Origin of the sequence: Streptomyces aureoversilis (genome assembly GCF_042657885.1) — a bacterium.
Lineage (GTDB): Bacteria > Actinomycetota > Actinomycetes > Streptomycetales > Streptomycetaceae > Streptomyces > Streptomyces aureoversilis.
On sequence record NZ_JBHSKJ010000005.1, the window covers coordinates 197,826 to 218,151 of the forward strand.

Below are 20,326 nucleotides of genomic sequence, written 5' to 3' on the forward strand. Positions count from 1 at the left end.
CCCTGCGGGCCGGGGCCGGGCGGGCCCGGCGGCCCGTTGCCATACTGACGCGTCCCAGCCCGCGTGAGGAGCTCGAGGAGCTGCCGACCCGTGAACACCGTCAACGACTCCTACCACTCCCTGCTCGCCCGGCACGACGCGATGCGGCTGCGCCGGCAGCTGCTGTCCCCGGGGGCGCGGCAGGCGGCGGAAGGGTCCGGCGAACGGGCCGGGTCGCCGCCGCCCCAGCGGCCCTACGACGGCGCCGCCGACCAGCGCCTGATCGTCGACCACCTCGAACCCGTCACACCCTTCGGGGACTTGATCGCCCACCTCTACGACGCGATGTTCGCGCACTGGCCCTACCTGCGGCGCCTCTTCCCGGAGTCGATGGAGTTCCAGCGCAGGCACCTCGAAGGGATCTTCTGGTACCTGATCGAGAACCTGCACGACCCGGACGAGGTGGCGTCCGTCTTCACCCGCCTCGGCCGCGACCACCGCAAGCTGGGCGTACGGCCCGCGCACTACCGGGCGTTCGAGGCCGCGCTGTGCGAGGCGCTGCGCCGCACGGCGGGCCCGCGGTGGAACGAGGCCGTGGAGCAGGCGTGGGTGCGGATGCTGCGGTTCGCGGTGGCGGCCATGGTCCGGGGCGCGGAGGCCGCGCTCGGCGAGCCGCCCGCCTGGCAGGCCACGGTCACCGGGCACGAGCTGCGCCGCCCGGACCTGGCCGTCCTGCGCGTGCGGACGCACGAGCCGTACCCGTACCGGGCAGGGCAGTACGCGGCCGTGGCCTCGCCGCTGCTGCCGCAGGCGTGGCGGCAGTACTCGCTGGCCTGCGCGCCCCGGCCGGACGGCGAGCTGGAGTTCCACGTGCGGCTGGCCGGCCGCGGCGGGGTCAGCGAGGCCCTCGTGACCCGCACCCGCCCCGGCGACACGCTGCGGCTCGGCCCGGCGAGCGGCACGATGACGCTCGACGACGACCTCGCGCACGACCTGCTGCTCGTTGCGACCGGCACCGGGTGGGCGGCGGCGAAGGCCCTCCTGCAGGACCTGGCCGCCCGCCGCAGCGCGCACTGCGCGGCACACCTCTTCCTCGGCGTCCGGCACCCCTCCGCGCCCTACGACACCGAGGAGCCGGACGAACTGCGACGCCGCTACCCGTGGCTGCAGGTCACCCAGGTGGTCGGCGAGGGGCCGGGGCCCGGTGCGCACCACGCGCTGGCGGAGGTCGTCGCGGGGCACGGGAGCTGGGCCCGGCACCTCGCCTATGTCAGCGGGCCGCCGTCCATGGTCGGCCCGCTCGTGGCCCGGCTCACGGCGGGCCCCTCCCCGGCGCTCCCGGCCGCCCGCATCCGGCACGATCCGCTGCCGGACCGTGCCCAGTGACCGGCAGCAGGCCCCGACCCGCCCCCGCCCAGGGGCCGAACGGCCCCTGGTACGCGGTGATCGGCTCGCCTGTACTGGTGGGGTGAGCGACGCCACCGCACCTCCCCGTCACCGGGTCGAACTCAGCCGCGCCGAGTCCCTCCGGCTCCTGGGCAGCGTCTCCCTGGGCCGGGTCGTCTTCACCCGCCGCGCCCTGCCCGCCATCCGTCCGGTCAACCACGTCGTGGACGGCGGAGACGTCGTCATCCGCACCCACGAGGGAGCCGCCCTCGCCGGGCTCGCGGCGCGTCCGGAGCCGGCGGGCGCCGGGAGCCATGACCCCGGCCCGGGCCAGGGCGTGGTCGTCGCCTACGAGGCCGACGCCATCGACCCCGGCACGCACCTCGGCTGGAGCGTCGTGGTCACCGGCTACTGCACGCTCGTCACCGACCCGGACGAGCTCGCCCGCTACGAGGCCCTGCTGGAGCCGTGGTGGGACGAGCGGATGGACTGCGCGGTACGGATCCGGCCGTCGCTCGTCACGGGCGTCCGGCTGACGGACGGGCCGGGCTGACGGACGGACGCGGCACCCGCCGGGCACGGCCCCCTGACGGGCGGTCTCCTGACGGACGGCCCCCCGAAGCCGTGAAAGACAGCCTCCTGAAGCCGTGAAGGGGCCTGCCCCTTCATTTCCGCGGCGACGGCGATCCGCCACCGCGGACCTGTCCGGCGGTGCCCGGTCCACCCGAGCCCGTACGGCACCGCCGGACTCCACCGTCGTGGTTGATCCCCGCGGCGGCGGACCCAAGGATGCGTGCGCGTCCTCGACCTGCGTGGGCCTGCGCGGCGAGCGTGCTGCGGCGGACGGCCTCCCGTCAGGCTGCCCCCTGCCGCACGGCTTCCCGGCGCACGACGTCCTGCCGCACCGCTTCCCGGCGCACCGCCTCCTCGTACCGGCGTACGACCAGCCGCGCCACGGCCTCGTGCGGCCCGAGCGGGTCCGAGACGAGCCGGGCCCCCACTCCCCTGCGCACCGCCTCGCTGAAGTGCCCGGGCGCCGTCAGGTAGGTGGCGACGGCCACGTCCTCGTGGCCCTCGGCCCGCAGGGCGGCCACGGCGTCCGCGGGTCTCGTACCGCTCCCGGCCGCGTGCGCGGGCACCACGCGCGTTCCCAGCCTCAGGGCGAGCAGCCGCGCCATGCGAGCGGTGTCCGCCCCCGCCGCGGGGTCGGAGGAGCCCGCGGCGGCGAGGACGACCGGCGCCGGGGACCTCTCCGGCCGCCCCGCCTCGGCCAGCCGCCCGGCGAGGGCCTCGGCGAGCAGCGGGTGCGGGCCGAGCGCGGGGGCGGTGCGGCAGTGCAGCCACGGCGCGGCCGCCACCGCGGCGGGGACGTCGGAGCGCAGGTGGTAACCGGTGCCGAGGAGCAGCGGCACGAGCACGGCCGCGCCGTCGAGCCCGGCCAGGACCGATTCCAGCGACGGCGCCGCGAGGCCGAGGTGGCCGGCCCGGACGTCGAGCCCGGGCCGCAGCGCGCGCACGCGCTCCACCAGCGCCTCGGTCACGGCGACCCCGGCCGGGCTGCGGGTGCCGTGGGCGACGGCGACGAGGGCGGGAGCTTCCGCGAGCAGTCGGAACGAAGCCGACGAAGTCATCCCTCACACCCCTTCCAGCCGGTTGCGGCCCGGCCGGAGGTAGACCGCCCACGTGAGCGCCGCGCACAGGGCGTACGTGGCCAGGAAGGCCAGGTACGCCGCGTCGCCGTTGTGCGTGCCCAGGAAGGACTGGCGGAAGGCGAGGTTGACCAGGACGCCGCCGAAGGCGCCCACCGCGCCGGCGACCCCGATCAGCGCCGAGGCGCGCCGGCGGGAGGTCCGTTCGGCGTCGTCCGGGTCCGCGCCGGCCGCCACGGCGGTCCGCGCCTGCGCGCGGAAGATCGCCGGGATCATCTTGTACGTCGAGCCGTTGCCGATGCCGCTGAAGACGAACAGCGCCACGAACCCGGTGACGAACAGCGGCAGGGAGCCCTGCCGTGACGCCGCCAGGACGGTCACGGCGCCCGCGGCCATCGCCCCGTAGTTCCACAGCGTCACCCGGGCCCCGCCCCAGCGGTCGGCGAGCAGCCCGCCGTACGGGCGCACCAGCGAGCCGAGCAGCGGGCCGAGGAACGTCAGGCCCGCGGCCGCGACGGGTGTCCCGAAGTCCTCCTGGAACTGCACCTGCAGCACCTGCCCGAAGGCGAAGCCGAAGCCGATGAAGGAGCCGAACGTGCCGACGTAGAGCACGGACATGACCCAGGTGTGCGGCTCCCGGCAGATCTCGCGCAGGGCGCGCCTGTCGTTGCGCAGGGCGGTGAGGTTGTCCATGCGCAGCGCGGCGCCGAGGGCCGCGAGGGCGATCAGCGGGATGAAGATCAGCGGCAGCAGGCGCGGGTGGCCGCTGCCCGCGGTGGCGAGGACCAGCAGGCCGAGGAGCTGGACGGCGGGGACGCCGAGGTTGCCGCCGCCGGCGTTGATCCCGAGGGCCCGGCCCTTGAGGTGCTGCGGGTAGAAGGCGTTGATGTTGGCCATGGAGGAGGCGAAGTTGCCGCCGCCGACCCCGGCGACGCAGGCGACGGCGAGCAGGGTCCCGTAGGAGACGCCGGGTTCGAGGACGATGCCGGCCAGCACGGTCGGGACGAGCAGCAGGAGGGCGCTGAACACCGTCCAGTTGCGGCCGCCGAAGCGGGCCACGGCGACGGTGTACGGGAGCCGCAGCACCGCGCCGAGCGCCGTCGGCAGGGCGGTGAGCAGGAACTTCCCGGCGGGGTCGATGCCGTACTCGGGGCCGAGGAAGAGGACCAGGACGGACCACAGGCTCCACACGGAGAAGCCGATGTGCTCGGAGAGCACGGAGAAGATCAGGTTGCGGCGGGCGACGCGGGCGCCCGTCTCCTTCCAGAAGACGGGGTCCTCGGGGCGCCAGTCGGCGATGTCGTGCGGGCGGGACGCGGGGGGTGGTGGTGGCGGTGGCTGCGCGTCGGCGGGCGCCTCCGGCGTCCCCGGCGCGTGCGCTTCCGGCGCCGTCCCCGCCGGCACCGCGGGGGGCATCCCCCGCAGACCCTCCCCCCGCCGCACCGGCCACACCCGCACGGTCGCCTCGCTGCCGTCCGGCGCGAGCGGCTCGTCCAGGCAGGTGCCCGTCCGCAGGTCGAAGGCCTGCTTGTACATGGGCGAGGCCACCACCGGCACGCCGTCCCGGCTGCCGAGGATGCCGCGCGAGAGGACGTACGCGCCGCTGAAGGGGTCGCGGTTGCCGACGGCGTACACCTCCCCGGCCCGGTCGCGGAAGACCGCCACCTGCTGGTCGCCGAGCAGGACGGCGACGCCGCGCCCGGGTACGAGCGCCTCCCAGTCGCACACGGGCTGCCAGCCCGTTCCGTCGTGGATCTCCACGGTCGTCGTCATCGTGCACGCACCTCCAGCCGGGCACCGGCGATCACCGGCGTCGTACGGGCCTGCTCGCGCTCGGGCGCACGCTCGTGCTCACGCGCGTGCTCGTGCGGCAGGGCGGGTCGGATCTGGCCCCGTTCGGGGACGAAGCGGACGGTCGGGTCGGGAGTGCCGGGGGCGTTGGCGAAGGAGGCGAAGCGGCGCAGCCGTTCGGGGTCGGCGAGGGTGGCGGCCCACTCGTCCTCGTACGTCTCGATGTGACGGTTCATCAGCTCGTCGAGGTCGGCGCAGATGCCGAGGGCGTCGTCCATGACGACGGCGCGCAGGTGGTCCAGGCCGCCTTCGAGGCGTTCGAGCCAGGGGGCGGTGCGCTCCAGCCGGTCGGCGGTGCGGATGTAGAACATCAGGAAGCGGTCGATCGTCCGGATCAGGGTGGGGCGGTCGAGGCCGGAGGCGAGCAGGTCGGCGTGGCGCGGGGTCGCGCCGCCGTTGCCGCCGACGTAGAGGTTCCAGCCGTCGGAGGTGGCGATGACGCCGAAGTCCTTGCTCTGCGCCTCGGCGCACTCGCGGGCGCAGCCGGAGACGGCGGACTTCAGCTTGTGCGGGGCGCGCAGCCCGCGGTAGCGCAGCTCCAGTTCGATGGCGAGGCCGACGGAGTCCTGCACGCCGTAGCGGCACCAGGTCTCCCCCACGCAGGACTTCACGGTGCGCAGGGCCTTGCCGTAGGCGTGCCCGGACTCGAAGCCGGCGTCGACGAGCCGCTGCCAGATCCGCGGGAGCTGGTCGACGCTCGCGCCGAAGAGGTCGATCCGCTGCCCGCCGGTGATCTTCGTGTAGAGGCCGAAGTCGCGGGCGATCTCGCCGATGACGATGAGGCCCTCGGGGGTGATCTCGCCGCCGGGGACGCGCGGGACGACGGAGTAGGAGCCGTTGCGCTGCAGGTTGGCCAGGAAGTGGTCGTTGGTGTCCTGGAGGGCGGCCTGTTCGCCGTCGAGGATGTGCCCGTTGCCGAGGCTGGCGAGGATCGAGGCGACGACGGGCTTGCAGACGTCGCAGCCCTCGCCGGACCGCCGCGGGTCGGTGCCGTGTTCGTCGACGAGCCGGGAGAAGCTGTCGATGCCCTTGACGCGGATGATCTCGTAGAGCTCGGCGCGGGTGCGGTCGAAGTGCTCGCACAGGCCGCGGGCGACCTCGGCGCCGGTCGCGGCGAGCTCGTCGTTGACGATGGTGCCGAGCATCTTGATGCAGCTGCCGCAGCCCGTACCGGCCCTGGTGCACTTCTTGACGTCGGGCACGCTCGTGCAGCCCGTGTCCCGCACCGCCTCCCTGACCGCGCCCTTGGTGACGTGGTGGCAGGAGCAGACGACCGCCTCGTCGGGCAGGGCCACCGGCCCGGCGGGCGCCCCGGCGGAGGCGGGCAGCACGAGCTGCTCGGGCGGGGCGGGCAGCGGCGTGCCGCTGGCGGCGAGGGGGCGCAGCAGGCCGTACGCCTCCGCGTCGCCGACCAGGACGCCGCCGAGGAGCGCGCCGTCGGCGCCGATGACCAGCTTCTTGTACACGCCGTCGCGGCTGCTGGAGTACAGCACGTCGAGGGCGCCCGGGGTGGTGCCGTGCGCGTCGCCGAAGCTCGCGACCTCGACGCCGAGGAGCTTGAGCTTGGTGGAGGTGTCGGCGCCGGTGAAGGTGCCCTCGCCGCCGGAGAGGTGGCGCGCGGCCGTCTCTGCCATGGCGTAGCCGGGCGCGACGAGCCCGTACACGCGGCCGTCGGAGGCGAGCGCGCATTCGCCGATGGCGAGGACGGCGGGGTCGCCCGTGCGGCAGTGGTCGTCGACGACGATGCCGCCGCGTTCGCCGACGGGCAGGCCGCAGGCGCGGGCCAGCTCGTCGCGCGGGCGCACCCCGGCGGAGAAGATCACCAGGTCGGCGGCGAGCGCGGTGCCGTCGGAGAGGGTGAGGCCGCGGGTCCGGCCGTCGTCGTCCGTGTCGACCTGCTGGGCGCCGGCGCCGGTGTGCACGGCGACGCCGAGCTCCTCGATCTTCCGGCGCAGGACGGCGCCGCCGCCGTCGTCCACCTGGAGCGCCATCAGCCGGGGCGCGAACTCCACGACGTGGGTCTCCAGCCCCATGGCCTGCAGCGCGCCCGCGGCCTCCAGCCCGAGGAGACCGCCGCCGATGACCGCGCCGGTGCGGGCCGTGCGGGCGCCCTCCCTGATCGCCTCCAGGTCCTCGATGGTGCGGTAGACGTGGCAGCCCGGGGCGTCGTGGCCGGGGACGGGCGGCACGAAGGGGTACGAGCCGGTGGCCAGCACCAGGGCGTCGTAGGGGAAGGTGCGGCCGGAGGCGGTGGTGACGGTCCGCGCCGCCCGGTCGACGGCGGTGGCCGGGTCGCCGAGCCGCAGGTCGATGCCGTGCTCCGCCACGAACCCCGGGCTGCACAGGGAGAGCTCCTCGGCAGAGGTGCCGGAGAACCAGGAGGTCAGGTGGACGCGGTCGTACGCGGGCCGCGGCTCCTCGGCCAGGACGGTCACCTGCCACTCCGGCGTCCGCTCGGTCAGGGCTTCCAGGAAGCGCTGGCCGACCATGCCGTGGCCGATCAGGACCAGGTGTTTCACCGTCATCAGGAGGCTCCTCGGGCCGTGGGCAGGGGCGGGAGTGGTGGGGTGGACGAAGGAGGGCGCGGTGCCGTGGAAGGGGGCGGGGGCGGTGCCGCGGAGGGGGGCGCGTGCGGTGCCGCGGGCAGCTGCAGGGGTGGTGCCGCGAGCAGGTGGAGGGGGTCGCCGGGCACGGGCTCGTCCCGCTCGTAGGCGCGGACCAGGGCGCCGGCCGCCGCCGGGTCGCCGAGGAGGATGCCGCCGACGATCCGGTCGCCGCGCAGCAGGAGCTTCTTGTACGAGCCGCGGGTCGCGTCGGCGAGCCGCAGGACGTCGACCCCGGGGGTCTCGGGCCCGGGCGCCTCGGGTCCGGTCTCGCCGAACGCCGCGTACGCCAGGGGACCGGCCGTCAGCCGGGTGTACGGGCGCGAGCCCGGGTACACGGCGTCCGGTGCGGCGCCGGAGAGCCGTGCGGCCAGCACGTCGGCCTGGTCCCAGGCGGCGCCGGCCGTGCCGTGCGCGGTGCCGCGGTGCTCGGCGCAGTCGCCGATCGCGTACGCGTCCGGGGCGCAGGAGAGCCGGTCGTCGACGACGACTCCGGTGCGGACGGGGAGCCCGGCGGCGCGGGCGAGCGCGGTGCGGGGCACGACGCCGCAGGCGGCGACGACGAGGCCGGCGTCCAGCAGCCGGCCGTCGGAGAGCCGGACGGCGGTGACGGGGCGCGGGGCCCGGGCGGTGGGAACGGTGGGAGACGGACGGCCTGTGCGCCCCGCGGCGCCCGCCCGGACCGCCTGTGCCACGGTCTCCGGGAGGGACGTCAGCACCTCCTCCGCCACGCTGTCCGTGAGGACTTCGACGCCCAGCTCCGTCAGGCCCCGGCGCAGGATCCCGCCCGCCGGGCCGTCCAGGTCGCGCTCGACGAGGTGGCCGGCCCGGTGGACGAGCGTCACCGGCAGGCCCCGGGCGGCCAGGGCGCGGGCCGCGCTCACCCCGAGCACGCCGCCGCCGATGACCACCGCGCGGCGGGCGTGCGCCGCCGCGCCGGCCAGGCTGCGGCAGTCGGCGGCGGTGCGCAGCACGTGCACTCCGGGCCGCGGGCGGCCGTCGGCGCCGCACAGCCCGCCGACGGACGGCAGGACCGGCTCGGCGCCGGTGGCCAGCACGAGCTCGTCGTAGGCGACGTGCGCGCCGTCCGCCAGCCGCAGGGTGTGCGCGACGGTGTCGAGCCCCGTCACCGCGCAGCCCGTCCGCAGCCGCGCGTCGCCGGACGGCAGCGTGAGGTCGTCCGCGGCGTAGCGGCCCGTGAGGGCGTCGGCGAGCAGCGCCCGGTTGTACGGGGCGCAGGGCTCGGCTCCGTACAGCGTCACCTCCGCGTCCCCGCCGAGGGCCTGGAACCGGTCGGCGAACCGGGCGGCGGCCATGCCCGCGCCCACGACGGCGATCCGGCGCGTCACCGGTCCGCCTCCGTGGCGGCGGAGGCGGCGGAGGCGGCGGAGGAGGCCGAGGTGGGGGAGGAGGCCGAGGTGGGGGCGGCCGAGGCAGGGGCGGCCCGCTCGACGCGCACCGCGCACACCTTGAACTCCGGCATGCGCGAGACGGGGTCGAGGGCCGGGTTCGTCAGCGAGTTGGCGCGGCCCGCGCCGCCCCAGTGGAAGGGCATGAAGACGGTGTCGGGCCGGACGGTGTCGGTGACGCGGGCCGGGGCGACCGCCCGCCCGCGCCTGCTGCTGACGGCCAGCAGCTCGCCCTCCTCGACCCCGAGCCGGCCGGCGAGGACGGGGTGGAGCTCCACGAAGGGGCCCGGCGCGGCCTTGTTGAGCTCGTCGACGCGCCGGGTCTGGGCGCCGCTCTGGTACTGGGAGACGACGCGGCCCGTCGTCAGGAACAGCGGGTAGTCGCCGTCCGGCTCCTCCGCGGCGGGCCGGTGCGACACCGCCGCGAACCGCGCCCGCCCGTCGGGGGTGGCGAAGCGGTCCAGGAAGAGGCGCGGCGTGCCGGGGTGGTCCTCGCCGGGGCACGGCCAGAAGACGCCGTCCTCGTCGCGGATGCGGTCGTAGCTGATGCCCGCGTAGTCCGCCTGGCCGCCCGCCGAGGCGCGCCGCAGCTCCTCGAAGACCTCCTCGGGGTCCTCGGGGAACCCCTCGGGCACGCCGAGCCGGGCGGCGAGCCCGTGCAGGACGGCGAGGTCGCTGCGGACGCCCTCCGGGGCGTCGACGGCCTTGCGGCGCAGGATCACCCGCCCCTCCAGGTTCGTCGTCGTGCCGGTCTCCTCCGCCCACTGGGTGGCGGGCAGCACCACGTCGGCCAGCCGGGCCGTCTCGGAGAGGACGACGTCGCTCACGGCGAGGAAGTCCAGCGCGCGGATCCGCTCGGTCACGTGGGCGGCGCGGGGCGCCGACACCACGGGGTTGGAACCCATGAGCAGCAGCGCGCGGACGCCGCCGTCGCGGCCGAGGACGTCGAGGAGCTCGTACGCGCTGCGCCCCGGCCCGGGCAGGGCGGCGGGGTCGACGCCCCACACCGCGGCCACGTGGGCGCGGGCCTCGGGGTCGGTGATCGAGCGGTAGCCGGGCAGCTGGTCCGCCTTCTGCCCGTGTTCCCGGCCGCCCTGGCCGTTGCCCTGGCCGGTGAGGCAGCCGTAGCCGGACCCGGGGCGCCCCGCCTTGCCGGCCGCCAGGCACAGGTTGATCCAGGCGCTGACCGTGTCCGTGCCCTTGCTCTGCTGCTCGGGGCCGCGCGCGGTCAGCACCATGCCCTGCCCGGCCCCGCCGAACATCGCTGCCGCCGCGGACAGTTGCGCCACCGGCACGCCCGTCAGCCGCTCCACGCGCTCCGGCCAGTGGGCCATGGCGGCGGCGCGGGCCTGCGCGAAGCCCGTCGTGCGGCGCGCGATGAAGTCCTCGTCCAGGTGGCCGTCGGCCATCAGCAGGTGCAGCAGCCCGAGCGCGAGCGCGAGGTCCGTGCCGGGGAGCGGCTGCAGGTGCAGGTCGGCCTGCTCGGCGGTGCGCGTGCGGCGCGGGTCGACGACGATCAGCCGGCCGCCGTTCTCGCGCAGCTCGCGGAAGTAGCGCAGCGCCGGCGGCATCGTCTCCGCCGGGTTCGCGCCGACCAGGATCACGCAGTCCGTACGGGCGATGTCCGCCATGGGGAACGGCAGGCCGCGGTCGATGCCGAACGCCCGCCGGTGCGCGGCCGCCGCGGACGACATGCAGAAGCGGCCGTTGTAGTCGATGTTCGCGGTGCGCAGGGCGACCCGCGCGAACTTGCCCAGCAGGTACGCCTTCTCGTTCGTCAGCCCGCCGCCCCCGAAGACACCGACGGCGTCCCGCCCGTACCGCTGCCGGGCCGCCGTCAGGCCCGCGGCCACCCGGTCGAGGGCCTCGTCCCAGGAGGCGGGGCGGAGTGGGTCGCTCCGGGCGTCGCGGACGAGGGGCTGCGCGAGCCGGGCGCCGGGGCGCAGCACGGCCGCGGCCGCCCGGCCCTTGCCGCACAGGGCGCCGAGGTTGACGGGGAAGTCCGGCCGCTCCAGGACCTCGACCGGCTCCGGGCCGCCGGCCGGGAGCGGGCGCAGCCGCATGCCGCACTGCAGGGCGCAGTAGGGGCAGTGGCTGTCGGTGGCCCTGGCGGGATCGGTGCCGGTCGTCGTCATGGCACCGAGGATCACGCCGCGGCGTTACGCCTCCGCGTCGGCCATGTTGCCCGTGCGGTACACGCTGTTCACACGGCCGGGCAGGCGGCGTCGGGCGTACGACATGCGCCGTAACCTGCCGGACGCCTTCCCTTACCCCTGCGTGACGGGCCCGCAACGACCCCGAAACCCCGTCGTCCGAACATGCGCAGCATGGGAACCGGCACCTCTCCCCGCACACCCCCCGCCCCCGGACCGCTCCTCGGCTACGTCGTCGGCGTCACCGCCGACCGCCGGCGCGACGAACTCACGGCCCTGCTCAGGCGCAGGGGCGCCCGCGTCGTCGAAGCGCCCACGATGCGCATCGTCCCGCTCGACGACGACGTGGCCCTGCGCCGCGCCACCGAACGCTGCCTCACCGGCCCCCTCGACTACGTCGTCGCCACCACCGGCGTCGGCTGGCGCGGCTGGATGAGCGCCGCCGAGGGCTGGGGGCACGGCGCCGGGCTCGCCGGGGCCTGCCGGGGCGCGGAAGTCCTCAGCCGGGGCCCCAAGGCGACCGGCGCCGTCCGCGCCAGCGGCCTGGCCGAGGCCTACTCGCCCGGCTCCGAGGCGTGCGACGAACTCCTGGCCTGGCTCCTCGCCCGCGACCTCGCCGGCCGCCGCATCGCCGTCCAGGAACACGGCGCGCCCCTCCCGGGCTTCGCGGACACCCTGCGCGAGCGCGGGGCCGAGGTCATCGAAGTGCCCGTCTACCGCTGGACGCAGCCCGAGGACCCGGGCGCCGCCCGGCGCCTCGTCGAGCAGACCGTACGCCACGAGGTCCACGCCCTCACCTTCACCAGCGCCCCGGCCATCGACTTCTTCCTGGCCTGCGCGCGCGAGGCCGGCCTGTCCGCGCAGGTCCTCGACGCCCTCCGGGGCCCCGTTCTGCCCGTGTGCGTCGGCTCCGTCTGCGCCCGCCCCCTGGAGGACGCCGGCGTCCCCACCGTCCAGCCCGAACGCGGCCGACTCGGCGCCCTCGTCCGCACCCTCACCCAGATCCTCCCCACCCGCGACCGCCGCACCCTCCGCAACGGCCCCCGCCCCCTCGTCCTCCAGGGCAACGCCCTCATAGCCGGCGACGAAGCCCTCTGGCTCCCCCCGCTCCCCGCCGCGATCCTCCGCACCCTCGCCGAACGCCCCGGCTGGGTCCTCAGCCGGGGCGAACTCCTGCGCCGCGTCTGGGACGCCGGCCAGACGGACGAACACGCGGTCGAGGCGGCGGTGGGCCGCCTGCGCAGCGCACTGGGGGCGCACGCGAGCCTGATCAGGACGGTCCCGAAGAGGGGGTACCGGCTGGCGGTGGAGGGGTGAGGCGCCCACGGACCGCGCAGGCGTGCACGGCGGCGCGCTGCCCGGCCGGGCAGCGCGCCGCTGTTCAGGCCGGCGTGGCCGGCGTTCAGGCCTCGGTCCGCTCCACCGGGATCCAGAGTTCCGCGTCCGCCCGTGCCGCGTCCTGGGACAGGCGGGTGCGGAGGATTTCGGGGCCGGGGCGGCTGCGGTAGGGGTTGGACGGGAACCACTGGGTGAAGACGTCCCGCCACAGGTGCTGGAGCGCCTGCGGGAACGGCCCGGAGCTCTCGAAGACGGCCCACGTGCCGGCCGGGACGGCGAGTGCGTCCATGTCCTCGGGGACGGCGTCGGATCCGGTCACCACACCGTGGTAGTAGTCGAGTTCGGTGCCCTCCGCCCGGCTCGGGTCCAGGTCGTCGCTCACTCCTACGATGCCCTCCGGCTGCTGGTCGGACAGGGCGGCGATGCGCCGTATCGTCTCCTGGTCGATGCCCCGGATGAAGCCGGCGATCGCCGGGTTCACCCCCTCGTGGACCAGCGGGGCCCGGACCTTCTTGCCGACCACACGGAACTGTTCCTTCTCCACGACCCGGTATCGCATGCTGCTGCTCCCTTCGACGACGAGGCGGAAGGACATCCGGGGCTGGGAGTTCAGGGCCGCACCGGCCCGCCGGGCCTCGCCCGGGCCCACACCGTGCACGGCCCGGAAGGCACGCGCGAACGCCTCCCCCGAGCCGTAGCCGTAGCGCACCGCGATCTCCAGCAGCGTCCGCTCCCCGGCGAGCACCTCGGCGCCCGCGACGGTGAGCCGCCTGCGCCGGATGTACTCCGACAGCGGGATCCCCGCCAGCGCGGAGAACATCCGGCGGAAGTGGTACTCCGACGTCACCGCGATCCGTGCCAGCTCGGTCACCTCGATGCGCTGATCGAGATGCGACTCGATGTGTTCCAGGGCCTCGTTCAGCCGCTCCAGCACCTCGGTCTCCTTCCTTTACGTCCCTCACGTTAGGAAGGCTGCACCCTGCCGGACCCGACATCCTGTGCCCGGTCCGGTCGGGGCGGACCAGTACGGGCGGCCCACGTGCATCGGCGAGCGGTAGCCCGGGGAGGTCTACGCCGAGGAGGTCCTCACTTCTCGTCCGTCAGCTCCGGCATCGCGCCCTTCGTCGTGTTCAGGTCGATGACGGCGAAGGACGCGCCCTGGGAGTCGGTCAGGGCCGCGAAGCGGCCGAAGGGGCTGTCCATCGGGCCGAAGTGGAGTTCGCCCCCGCGGTCCCTGGCCTTGGCGACCGCCGCGTCGCAGTCGCCGACCGCGAAGAAGATCTGGATGTACGGAGGGATCTCCGGCGGGAATTCCTCGCCCATCGCCATCCGGCCGAGCACCGTGTCGCCGCCGAGGCTGAAGAGCTTGAAGTCGATCTGCTCGTCGCCGGCGTCCGCCTCGCCCTCCATGTGCTGCAGCCCGTAGGGGAAGACGGCGGGGAAGAAGGCGTCGGCCTTGCCGGGCTCGCGGGTGAAGACCTCGGCCCAGCAGTACGCGCCGGGCTCGCCGCGCTTCTGGAAGCCCTCGTGCGTGCCGGCCTGCCAGACGCCGAAGGTGACGCCGGCGGGGTCGCGGGCGAGGACCATGGTGCCGAAGTCGCCGACCGTCATCGGTTCCATCAGCAGTTCGCCGCCGGCCGCGCGGATCTTCTCCGCGGTGGCGGCGGCGTCGGGCGAGGCGAAGTACAGGCACCAGGCGGACTTGCCCTCCTGGCCCGGCATGGGGGGTACGACGGCGGCCACGGCCTTTCCGTCGGAGTACGCCTCGGTGTAGTTGCCGAACTCCGTCGCGCTCTCGCCGAACGTCCATCCCAGGACGTCACCGTAGAACTCCTTGGCCTTCTCGATGTCCGTGAACATCGCGTCGGCCCAGCACGGCATGCCCTCTGCTTGCGCGGCCATGGTCCCGGCTCCTTCCCGGCGATCGGCGAGCGATCAGCGAGTGATCAGCCGGCGATCCCCAGCGTTCCCGAGCATTCCCGAGCGTTCCCCCGATGCCACGCTAGCCACCCGCGACGGCCCCCGCACGGGGAGCGCGCAGCGCGATCAGCCCGACGATCACCGCCGCGGCCACCGCGACGAGCCCGCACGCCAGGATTCCGGCCCTCGCCCCGTAGTGCTGGACCGCCCAGCCCACCACCGGGCCGCCGATGGGCGTCCCGCCCGTGTACACGAGCATGTACAGGCCCATGACGCGGCCGCGCATCGCGGGATCGGTGTGGAGCTGGACGAGGGAGTTGGCGGTCGTGGAGAACGTCACGCTCAGTAGACCCACCAGCACCATCAGTGCCCCGAAGAGCCAGACGGACGGCGCGAGTGCCGTCACGGCCTCCAGGGCGCCGAAGGCGGCCGCCGTCCCCACCAGCACCACCGTGCGGCTGCTGCGCCGCCGCGCCGACATCAGGGCTCCGGCCAGGGCGCCCAGGCCGACCGCCGTCGTGAGGAAGCCGAACTCCTTCGCGCCGCCGTCGAAGACGTTGTACGCGAAGCCCGAGAGCAGGGTGGGGAAGTTGAAACCGAAGGTGCAGACGAAGCCGACCAGGACGATGGGACGGACGAGCTCGGGGTGCTCCCGCACGTGCCGCAGGCCCGCCCTGATCTGGCCCTTCTCGCGCCGCTGCGGCGCCGCCGGCAGCAGCTCCGAGGCCCGTACGGCCAGCAGCGAGGCGATCACCGCGACGTAGGACAGCGCGTTGAGGGCGAACGCCCAGCCGCTGCCGATGACGACGATCAGCGGTCCGGCGGCGGCGGGGCCGAGCAGCCGGGCGCTCTGGAAGTTCACCGCGCCCAGGCTCACCGCGTTCGCGACGCGCTCGGGGCCCACCATCTCGGGGACGAACGTCTGGATCGCGGGGTTGGCGAAGACGTTCATGAGGCCGAGCAGGAACGCGAAGACGTAGACGTGTGCGACCGCGACGACGTCGGTCAGCGTCAGTACGGCGAGGGCCGCGGCGAACAGGCCCATCGCGCCCTGCGTGGTGAGCAGGATCCGCCGCTTCGGGTACCGGTCGGCCACCACCCCGCCGAACAGGCCGAGCAGCAGCACCGGCAGGAACTGCAGGGCCGTGGTGACGCCCACCGCGAACGTGCTGCCGGTGAGGTGGAAGACCAGCCAGTCCTGGGCGACGAACTGCATCCACGTACCGGAGTTCGAGATGAACTGGCCGAAGAAGAAGTAGCGGTAGTTGCGGACGGCGAGCGAGGCGAACATGCGGCTGCCCGGCTTCGCGGACGCCGGTGCGGGGGCGGCCGCGGCGGGGCCCCCTCGGGACGGAGCGGTCATCGGAACCAACCAGGCCTTCGTACGGGTTACGCGTCGGGGTGAGGCGTCCGGAATGCGCGTCCGGATCGCACGTACGGACTACGCGTCGCGGCGGGCAAGGACCAGCAGGTAGGCGAGGCCCGGCAGCTCTCTGCGCACGGTCCGCACGGCGGTCACCGTGAAGCCCGCCCCGGCCAGCAGCTCCGTCGCCTCCCGCTCGTTGAACCACCGCGACAGGCGGCCGTCCTCGGCGCGGTTCAGGACGCCCTCGGCGAGCTCCTCCGCCGTGGTGAAGAGGCTGACGGCCAGCAGCCCGCCGGGGCGCAGCCGCTGCCGCACGTTGGCCAGGTAGGGCGCGTAGTCCTCCGGGGCCTGGTGGTGGAGCACGCCGTTGTCGACGGCGGCGTCGAAGACGCGGTCGTCCGCCAGGTCGGCGAAGTTGCCGACCTCGAAGGCGGCCGCGGCGCCGTACCGGCGGGCTATGTCCTCCCAGTCGGGCAGCCGTACGAGGTCGACCGCGGTTACCCGGTGGCCCTGGGCGAGCAGGAGCTCCATGTCGCGGCCGCGGCCCGCCCCGATGTCGATGACGGAGCTGCCCGGCGCGAGTTCCGTGCAGAGCAGCGGCACGAGCTCCCGCATGGCCGGCTCCTCGCTCCAGGAGTCCGCGCCGTCCTCGTAGCGCCGGACGAACGCCTCGCGCAGCAGCTCGCGGTAGCCCGCGTGCTCCCCGGTGCCGGTACCGGTACCCGTACCCGTATCAGTGCCCGTGCCCGTACTCACAGACCGCCTCGCTTCCTCTTCGCCGTGGCCTTCGCTGTCACGTTGGTCGTCACGTTCGCCGTCACGTCCGCCACCGCTTCCGTGCCGGCGGCCCGCACCACGGAGGGCTTGCCCCTCGGGTGGACCTCGCTCTTCGGCGCCCACACCCGGCACCCGGCCGGGACGTCGGCCGTCACCAGCGCGTGCGCGCCGACGAGGCTGTCGTCGCCGATGCACACAGGGCCGAGGACGGAGGCGCCCGCCCCCACCACGACGCGGTCGCCGAGGGTGGGGTGGCGCCGCTCGCCCGGCAGCCGGTGGCGGTCCCGCCACCAGCCGATCGCGCCGATCGTGACCTGGTGGTAGAGGGTGACGTCGTCGCCGATCACGGCGTCCTCGCCGATGATCACGGCCGCGCCGTGGTCGATGAACAGCCGCCGCCCGACGCGCGCACCCGGGTGGATGTCGACCCCGCCGGACAGGAAGCGGCCGACGAGCGACAGCACGCGGGCCGTGACCCGGTGGCCCCGCGCGTGCAGCCCGCTCGCCGGGCGGTGCAGCCACAGGGCCGGCAGAAAGGGGGCGAGGAGCGCCTCGCCGCGGCTGCGCACGGCGGGGTCGCGGTCGGCGACGACCTTCAGGTCCTCGCGCAGGAGGCGCAGGCTGCGGGGCAGGAGGGACGGGGCCGGGGACGGTGGCAGGGGCGGGGTCATGCCGCCACCTCCGCGGAGTGCTCGGCGGTGTTTTCGGTGGTGTTTTCGGTGGTGTCCCCCGCGGTGCCCTCGGCGGTCGTGCCGCTGTCAGCCGCACCCCGCATCGCCCGCGTGAACGCCGTCAGCTGGTCGGCGAGTTCCACGCAGCGCGCGTGCACCGGGCCCGTCACGTCCAAGTCCCGCTGTCCTCCGGCCGCCGGCGTGAAGTCCGCGGAGACCGTGCTGACCTGCATCGGCACCGCCCAGCCGCCCAGGGCCTTCACGACCTGGCGGAGCTGCTCGCAGGCGGTGGCCGAGCCGCGCGGCCCGCTGGCGTGGGAGACCAGGGCGACGGCCTTGCCCGCGAAGGCGTCGGACGGCAGGAGGTCCACGGCGCTCTTCAGCAGCCCGGAGTACCCGGAGTGGTAGACGGGCGTCCCGATGACCAGCGCGTCGCTGGCGAGCACGGCCCCGATGAACTCGCGTGCCTGGACGACGGGGTGGGGATCCTCGCTCCAGTAGTGGTCGGGGTGGCTGCGCGGAAGGTCGAGCACGGCGAGGTCGGCGAGCCCGCTGTCGAAGCCGCGCCGTTCCAGGAGGCCGCCGATGTGCCCGACGAGGGCGCGGGTGTGGGAGCCGGCGCTCGGGCTCCCGGCGACGCACAGCACGCGCGGACGGGCGGCGGTCACGACGCGTCCTCCGCAGCGTTCCGGCCGTCGCTGCCGTCGCTGCCGTCCACCGTCACCCGTACGAGGTCGTGCGCCTCTTCCGCCGCCTTGCGCGCCTCGGCGGCCGTCGCCGCCGTGGTGATGAGGAAGCCGAGCCGGTCGAAGTTGTTCCGGGCGGGGCGCACCTCCTGCCCGGGCCTGGCGTGCAGCATGACCTCCGCCGTGCCGGGGGCCTGCCGCGCCGCGTCCGCGTCGATGCCGGCGAGCACGCCGGACACGGGTGCGGTGATGGCCCGGATGCAGCCCACGCCGTGCACGGGTGAGGGTGACGGGCTGCCGCCGAGGGCCAGTTCGACGACGTCGTGGTAGATGTTCCGCTCCAGGACGTAGTTGATCATCGTGGGGACGTAGCCGCCGATGAGCCGGCCGTTGATCTCGATGATCTGCGGCCCGTCCGGCCCGAGGACCACCTCGGTGTGGGTGTGCGCGCGGCGGATGCCGACGGCGGCGAGCGCGTCGGTGCATACGCGCACGACGGCCTCGCGCACGTCGTCGGCGAGCTCGGCGGGGAAGCAGCCGCCCAGCTCGACCGGGTGCGGCGCGGGGGCCAGCATGCGGTCCACGCAGCCGTACGGGGTGCTGACGCCGTCGACGGTCACCATCTCGCAGCTGACGACGGGGCCGGGGACGTACGCCTCCAGCAGCGCCACTCCGCTGCCGGCGACACCGCGCCCGTAGGAGCGCGTCCCGGCGATGGCCTCCGCCAGGGCGGCGACCTCGACGGCGTCGTTCGCGACGCCGACGTGGAGCGAGCCGAAGCCGTCGGCCGGCTTGACCACGACCGGGTAGCCGAGCTCCCCGGCCGCGGCCACGGCCTCAGCGACCGTCAGGGCCCGCCGGAAGGCCGGCTGCGGGACGCCCGCGGCGCCCAGGAGCTCGCGCACGGCGTGCTTGTCGCGCAGGCGCCGCATCACCTCGGAGCTCTCGAAGGGCAGGCCGAGGGCCTCGGCGACCTCCGCTGTGGCGGGCAGGTGGCCCTCGCTGAGGGCGAGCACGCCGTGCACGGGGTGTTTGCGGTGGAGGGAGCCGATGACGTCGAGCAGGCCTGCCGGGTCCGTGGTGGGGACTCCGGTGAGCAGCCGGGTCGGGGTCTTCAGCGCCTCCTCGCCGCCCTCCGCGGCGAGGTAGGGGTCGAGGGAGTGGGCCACGAAGGTCACTTCGTGGCCGAGCGCGACGGCCTCGCTCACGACCTTGAAACCGGCCGTCGGGGTCGTCTCGACCAGGACCAGGTGAGCCATCTCAGCGCCCCTCGGAGGTCGTTGTCGTCACTGTGAGGGTTGCGGTGGTTGCGGTGGTTGCGGCGGCGTGGCGCGTCATCGTCCGAGCTGCTCCCACTCCTCGGGCGTCCCGGCGTCGGGAAGCACGGTGACGACCGTCGCCGAGGGCGGCAGCGCGGCGGCCGTCTCCTTCGCGGCGAGCCAGTTGGCGGCGGCAGAGCTGCCGATGCGCAGGCCGGTGAGGTCGTGGAACTCGCCCATGGCGGCGAAGGCGCGCGGATAGGACACCGTGCGGTGCTCGACCTCGTCGTCGTGGAGCGTCACGAACGGCTGCCGGATGCCGTGACCCATACCGCCGGAACCGGCGTACTTGCGCTGCCCGTTGGGCGGCTGCTCGCTTCCGTACGGCAGCTCGGCGGGGGTGACGCCGACGGCCCGGACGGCGGGGAAGCGTGCGCGCAGCGCCCGCAGGACGCCGATGAGGGTGCCGCCGGTCCCGATGGAGGCCACCCAGGCGTCCGGGACGCGGCCGCCGAGCTGCGCGGTGAGCTCCGCGCCGGTGGTGCGCTCCTGCAGCAGGACGTTGGCGGGGTTGCGGTGCTGGTAGAGCAGGGTCCACTCGGGCTCCTCGGCGGCGATGCGCAGGGCCTCGCGCACCACGTCGAGGAAGCCGCGCTCCTTGTCGACGAGGTCGACGCGCGCACCGCGCCCGGCGAGGGTGTCGAGGAGGCTGCGGGGGCTCGCCGAGGACAGGACGAAGCGGGAGCGGATGCCCAGCTCCGCGCAGAGGTGGGAGAGGGCGTTCGCGAGGTTGCCGCCGGAGTACTCCAGGACGCGGAGCTCGTCGAGCGGGCGGGCGCCGTGCCGCTGCAGGGCGCTGCCGAGCAGGGCGTAGGCGACGCGGTCCTTGATGGAACCGGCCGGGTTCTCCCACTCGCACTTGGCGAGCACCGTTGCGCCGCCGTCCGGGCCCGGCAGTTCGATCAGGGGTGTGTTCCCGAGTTCCTGCCCGAACTTCGCGTAGACCGGGTACCGGTCCTCCAGGGCCGCATGGTCCACCGCGGCCCCGTCCAGGTCCAGGCTGCCGGGCGGATAGGGCGCTTCCAGTGGTTCGGGACGGGTGGAGAGCAACAGGGAAGGGGGTGAGGGGGGTGCGGGGTTGTCGATGTCGCCGGCCTTATCCACCGTCAGCCTCCCTGAGCGGTTAACAAGCAAAGCAATCCACAGTGCAGTTTTTCATCAGCACTTCAGCACTTCGGTACTTCATCGGGCAGCGCGATCACCCTAGGCGGAATGGCGA

Annotated in this window: 16 protein-coding genes and 1 pseudogene; 3 read left to right on the top strand and 14 right to left on the bottom strand. The window is 74.9% G+C overall.

Features of this window, described 5'->3' with window-relative positions:
* Nucleotides 1-90: 90 nt before the first annotated feature.
* Together ACFPP6_RS10940 and ACFPP6_RS10945 are read left to right on the top strand one after the other, a co-directional pair.
* Entirely contained in the window at nucleotides 91-1,365 is a 1,275-nt protein-coding gene (locus ACFPP6_RS10940; RefSeq protein ID WP_382039630.1) for a globin domain-containing protein, read from the top strand.
* An 82-nt stretch (nucleotides 1,366-1,447) separates the two neighbouring features.
* Entirely contained in the window at nucleotides 1,448-1,918 is a 471-nt protein-coding gene (locus ACFPP6_RS10945) for a pyridoxamine 5'-phosphate oxidase family protein (protein WP_382039633.1), read from the top strand.
* A 301-nt stretch (nucleotides 1,919-2,219) separates the two neighbouring features.
* Here the strand turns inward: ACFPP6_RS10945 and ACFPP6_RS10950 are convergent, their stop codons facing one another.
* The 6 genes and pseudogenes from ACFPP6_RS10950 to ACFPP6_RS10975 all read right to left on the bottom strand — a co-directional run bounded on the left by ACFPP6_RS10950 (nucleotide 2,220) and on the right by ACFPP6_RS10975 (nucleotide 11,012).
* Entirely contained in the window at nucleotides 2,220-2,996 is a 777-nt protein-coding gene (locus ACFPP6_RS10950) for a sirohydrochlorin chelatase (protein ID WP_382039635.1), read from the bottom strand.
* A 3-nt stretch (nucleotides 2,997-2,999) separates the two neighbouring features.
* Nucleotides 3,000-4,430, bottom strand: a complete 1,431-nt coding sequence (locus ACFPP6_RS10955; RefSeq protein WP_382040136.1) for a nitrate/nitrite transporter — start codon at nucleotides 4,428-4,430, stop codon at nucleotides 3,000-3,002.
* 24 nt (nucleotides 4,431-4,454) lie between these two features.
* Nucleotides 4,455-4,787: pseudogene (nirD, locus tag ACFPP6_RS10960) on the bottom strand (nitrite reductase small subunit NirD); the annotation flags it as partial.
* Nucleotides 4,784-7,390, bottom strand: coding sequence for a nitrite reductase large subunit NirB (gene nirB / locus ACFPP6_RS10965; protein WP_382039638.1), 2,607 nt, complete (start codon nucleotides 7,388-7,390; stop codon nucleotides 4,784-4,786). The pseudogene nirD and the gene nirB, both read right to left, overlap by 4 nt.
* Nucleotides 7,390-8,817, bottom strand: coding sequence for an NAD(P)/FAD-dependent oxidoreductase (locus ACFPP6_RS10970; RefSeq protein WP_382039641.1), 1,428 nt, complete (start codon nucleotides 8,815-8,817; stop codon nucleotides 7,390-7,392). The genes nirB and ACFPP6_RS10970 overlap by 1 nt, the downstream gene beginning before the upstream one ends.
* On the bottom strand, nucleotides 8,814-11,012 hold the full coding sequence (locus ACFPP6_RS10975; RefSeq protein WP_382039644.1) for a molybdopterin oxidoreductase family protein: 2,199 nt from the start codon (nucleotides 11,010-11,012) through the stop codon (nucleotides 8,814-8,816). Before ACFPP6_RS10975 ends, ACFPP6_RS10970 begins: the two co-directional genes overlap by 4 nt.
* 192 nt (nucleotides 11,013-11,204) lie before the next feature.
* Between ACFPP6_RS10975 and ACFPP6_RS10980 the strand changes: the two genes are divergently transcribed.
* Nucleotides 11,205-12,347, top strand: coding sequence for a uroporphyrinogen-III synthase (locus tag ACFPP6_RS10980; RefSeq protein ID WP_382039647.1), 1,143 nt, complete (start codon nucleotides 11,205-11,207; stop codon nucleotides 12,345-12,347).
* Between the two features lie 85 nt (nucleotides 12,348-12,432).
* Here the strand turns inward: ACFPP6_RS10980 and ACFPP6_RS10985 are convergent, their stop codons facing one another.
* From ACFPP6_RS10985 to ACFPP6_RS11020, 8 genes are all read right to left on the bottom strand, one after another.
* Nucleotides 12,433-13,302: an AraC family transcriptional regulator gene (locus ACFPP6_RS10985; protein WP_058045464.1), complete on the bottom strand. Its 870-nt coding sequence runs from the start codon at nucleotides 13,300-13,302 to the stop codon at nucleotides 12,433-12,435.
* A 152-nt stretch (nucleotides 13,303-13,454) separates the two neighbouring features.
* Nucleotides 13,455-14,270 (bottom strand): VOC family protein, encoded by an 816-nt coding sequence (locus ACFPP6_RS10990; protein WP_382039650.1) that lies wholly within the window; start codon nucleotides 14,268-14,270, stop codon nucleotides 13,455-13,457.
* Nucleotides 14,271-14,370: 100 nt separating this feature from the next.
* A complete protein-coding gene (locus tag ACFPP6_RS10995) occupies nucleotides 14,371-15,651 on the bottom strand; it encodes an MFS transporter (RefSeq protein ID WP_382039653.1) in 1,281 nt (426 codons plus the stop codon).
* A 78-nt stretch (nucleotides 15,652-15,729) separates the two neighbouring features.
* Entirely contained in the window at nucleotides 15,730-16,410 is a 681-nt protein-coding gene (locus ACFPP6_RS11000) for a class I SAM-dependent methyltransferase (protein ID WP_382039656.1), read from the bottom strand.
* A complete protein-coding gene (epsC, locus tag ACFPP6_RS11005) occupies nucleotides 16,407-17,102 on the bottom strand; it encodes a serine O-acetyltransferase EpsC (RefSeq protein ID WP_382039659.1) in 696 nt (231 codons plus the stop codon). The genes ACFPP6_RS11000 and epsC overlap by 4 nt, the downstream gene beginning before the upstream one ends.
* Nucleotides 17,099-17,770 (bottom strand): NADPH-dependent FMN reductase, encoded by a 672-nt coding sequence (locus tag ACFPP6_RS11010; protein WP_382039661.1) that lies wholly within the window; start codon nucleotides 17,768-17,770, stop codon nucleotides 17,099-17,101. The genes epsC and ACFPP6_RS11010 overlap by 4 nt, the downstream gene beginning before the upstream one ends.
* Complete coding sequence (locus tag ACFPP6_RS11015) at nucleotides 17,767-19,047, bottom strand: ATP-grasp domain-containing protein (protein ID WP_382039664.1); 1,281 nt, start codon at nucleotides 19,045-19,047, stop codon at nucleotides 17,767-17,769. The genes ACFPP6_RS11010 and ACFPP6_RS11015 overlap by 4 nt, the downstream gene beginning before the upstream one ends.
* Before the next feature lie 75 nt (nucleotides 19,048-19,122).
* Complete coding sequence (locus tag ACFPP6_RS11020) at nucleotides 19,123-20,211, bottom strand: PLP-dependent cysteine synthase family protein (RefSeq protein WP_382039666.1); 1,089 nt, start codon at nucleotides 20,209-20,211, stop codon at nucleotides 19,123-19,125.
* Nucleotides 20,212-20,326 lie beyond the last annotated feature (115 nt).